Origin of the sequence: Sphaerothrix gracilis Ecp01 (genome assembly GCF_030405905.1) — a bacterium.
Lineage (GTDB): Bacteria > Cyanobacteriota > Cyanobacteriia > Phormidesmidales > Phormidesmidaceae > Sphaerothrix > Sphaerothrix gracilis.
On record NZ_JASATW010000084.1, the window covers coordinates 1 to 2,643 of the forward strand.

A 2,643-nucleotide genomic window follows, 5' to 3' on the forward strand; every position below is an offset into this window, starting at 1 on the left:
GCTACCGCATACGGATTGACAGCCGCCAGCCTAGCCTGAAGCAAAGTCTGCAGACTCTGTTTAACCAGGAGCCGAATTTGCAAGGTCAGGAGAGCCCCAGTCTTGTTACCGTTTTGGGGATGGACGAGCTGTTGGGTCTGCGGCTCAGCCGGGATAAATCGCCTCAGGAGGAGCTTTTCTTTTCGCTGCAGTGGACGCGGGAGGCGTTGCGGACGTTTAAGCTGCCGCTGGTGTTGTGGCTGAGGCCGGAAATGGGTAATGCGCTGGCTCAGCAGGCTCCTGATTTTTGGAGTTGGCGCGGGGGCGTGTTTGAGTTTAGCCAGCCGATTGCCTGGGGATTTAGCCAGCCGAAAGTAGAAACCACTACAGCCGTAGATCAGGCTGCACCTGCCGAGGCGGATGAAATTGCGGAGCTGGAGCAGCAAATTGCGGATTTACAACAGCAAGATCCGGATTCTCCTTTGCTGGCAAGCCTTTACAACAGTTTGGGACAGGCTTATGAAAGTGCAGTACGCTACGCGGAGGCGAAAAATGCCTATCGTCAGGCTCTAGATTTGCGGGAAGCGCAATTCGGCCCCGAACATACCGACACCGCCACGAGTTTGAACAAGTTAGCTGGGCTATATTTTTCAATGGGCCGCTACAGTGAAGCCGAACCGCTCTTGCAGCGATCGCTCTCTATCTATGAAGAGCAGCTTGGGGCAGAGCATCCCCACACCGCCACGAGTTTGAATAACTTAGCTGAGCTGTATCGAGCAATGGGCCGCTACAGTGAAGCCGAACCGCTCTTGCAGCGATCGCTCTCTATCCGTGAAGAGCAGCTTGGGGCAGAGCATCCCGACACCGCCACGAGTTTGAACAACTTAGCTGGGCTATATCGAGCAATGGGACGCTATGGCGAAGCAGAACCGCTCTACCATCGATCGCTCTCTATCCGCGAAGCGCAGTTTGGCTCGGAGCATCTCAACACCGCCGAAAGTTTGAACAATTTAGCCTTTCTATACTACGTAATGGGTCGCTATAGCGCAGCGGAACTGCTCTACCAGCGATCGTTGTCGATCTGTGAAGAGCAGCTTGGCTCAGAGCATCCTAACACCGCCACGAGTTTGAATAACTTAGCTAAGCTATATCAAGCAATGGGTCGCTACAGCGCAGCGGAACCGCTCTACCATCGATCGCTCTCTATCCGCGAAGCGCAGTTTGGCTCAGAGCATCCCTCCACCGCCGCTAGTTTGAACAACTTAGCTGGGCTATATGATTCAATGGGTCGCTACAGTGAAGCCGAACCGCTCTATGCTCAGGCGGTGAGCATTTTGCTGAGAACTTTGGGGCAGGAGCATCCCAACACACAAACAGGCATCAATAACTTTACCCGTTGCCTGCAGCAAATCGTTGCCGCTGGGCAGGCCGATCAGCTCTCAGACCATCCGCTGACGCAGGCGCTGCTAGCGCAGATACAGCAACCTCCCGCTTAGGGACAGGGACCGGTTTCTGTCCCTACGAGCGTCATCACTTCGCGCTCAGTGTAGAAACCGGTCCCTAGCTCCTAGCCAGAAACGGGCCTCTAGAGCACTTAGCCTAGCAGGCGATAGCGCAGCAGGTAGGTGAATACCTCGCCCTGCTCCGGCGTCAGCAAAATGCCCGATTCTGGAATCGTCAGCAGATTATTCCAGAGGCTCTGATCGGCGTAGTGCAGCACATGCAGGATCTTGATCGCCTCGCGCACCCCTTCCGGCGAACCCATAATCAGGTGACGCAATCGCTCACGCTCCGGCTGGGCGCGAGGCACGTTTAGGCGCAAGGGTTCTGTGTCTCCCAGATTAGTGAAATCCGGGAGATTCGGGTGGATATAAAACAGCATTTTGGGACTCCTCCTTCAAGAAGTGGGGTAGGAAATCCCAAAAATCTGGCCGCCCCGGACATAGCATCACGGAACGGCCTGAGTAATAATTACTCTAGCCTCCGAGACAGGTGCTGTCTGTCGAAGGGGTCAGGTGTCGGGAGATTGTTCCAGCAACTTCCGGCACCGCATGACCAAATTTTTGGGGAATAGACAAGCTGCGCATATACAGCTATAGCCCCAAAATTTACCGCATTGGGCGGCTTAGCGCAAGAGGGGAGGAGGTGGGGGCAGGGCAAACGCATACTCGAAGATAGGTGATACTTCAGGATAGCTGTTGAGACAGAAAAGCCGATGAATGTCCCCATCACTGAGTCAGGGTCGCTGTTAGCCCACTTCGAGCGGTTAGAGGATCCCCGCGTCGAGTATCTAGTAGAGCATCGACTGATAGACATCATTGCGTGACGATATGTGCCGTCATCTGCGGTGCCGATAGCTGGGTAGAGATAGAAGCTTATGGTCATAGCAAGGCTGAGTGGCTCAAAAGCTTTCTATCTCTACCAAACGGGATACCCTCGCACGACACCATCAGTCGTCTGTTTGCGATGCTGGACCCAGACCAATTGCAAAACAGCTTTGCCAGTTGGATTGAGGCGATTGCGCAGCTAAGCGAAGGCGAGGTTGTGGCAATAGATGGCAAAAGCGTGCGCCGTTCCTACGACCGAGGCAAAGGGAAAGGGGCAATTCACATGGTCAGCGCTTGGGCTAGCGAAAACCGCTTAGTGCTCGCTCAGCTCAAAGTT

2 protein-coding genes and 1 pseudogene are annotated in these 2,643 nt (G+C 54.4%); 2 read left to right on the forward strand and 1 reads right to left on the reverse strand.

Translation table 11 applies throughout. The features are described from left to right. Positions 1–1,475: tetratricopeptide repeat protein (locus QJQ48_RS27705; RefSeq protein WP_346294442.1), on the forward strand; the 1,475-nt coding region annotated here is incomplete at its 5' end. A gap of 98 nt (positions 1,476–1,573) precedes the next feature. Here QJQ48_RS27705 and QJQ48_RS27710 read toward each other — a convergent pair. Next, positions 1,574–1,861, reverse strand: a complete 288-nt coding sequence (locus QJQ48_RS27710; RefSeq protein WP_346294443.1) for a hypothetical protein — start codon at positions 1,859–1,861, stop codon at positions 1,574–1,576. Between the two features lie 333 nt (positions 1,862–2,194). Here QJQ48_RS27710 and QJQ48_RS27715 point away from each other — a divergent pair. Beyond that, positions 2,195–2,643: pseudogene (locus QJQ48_RS27715) on the forward strand (ISAs1 family transposase); the annotation flags it as partial.

Coding starts and splice junctions, on each gene's coding strand:
- QJQ48_RS27710 (WP_346294443.1), bottom strand. CDS start 1,861: ATGCTGTTTTATATCCACCCGAATCTCCCGGATTTCACTAATCTGGGA.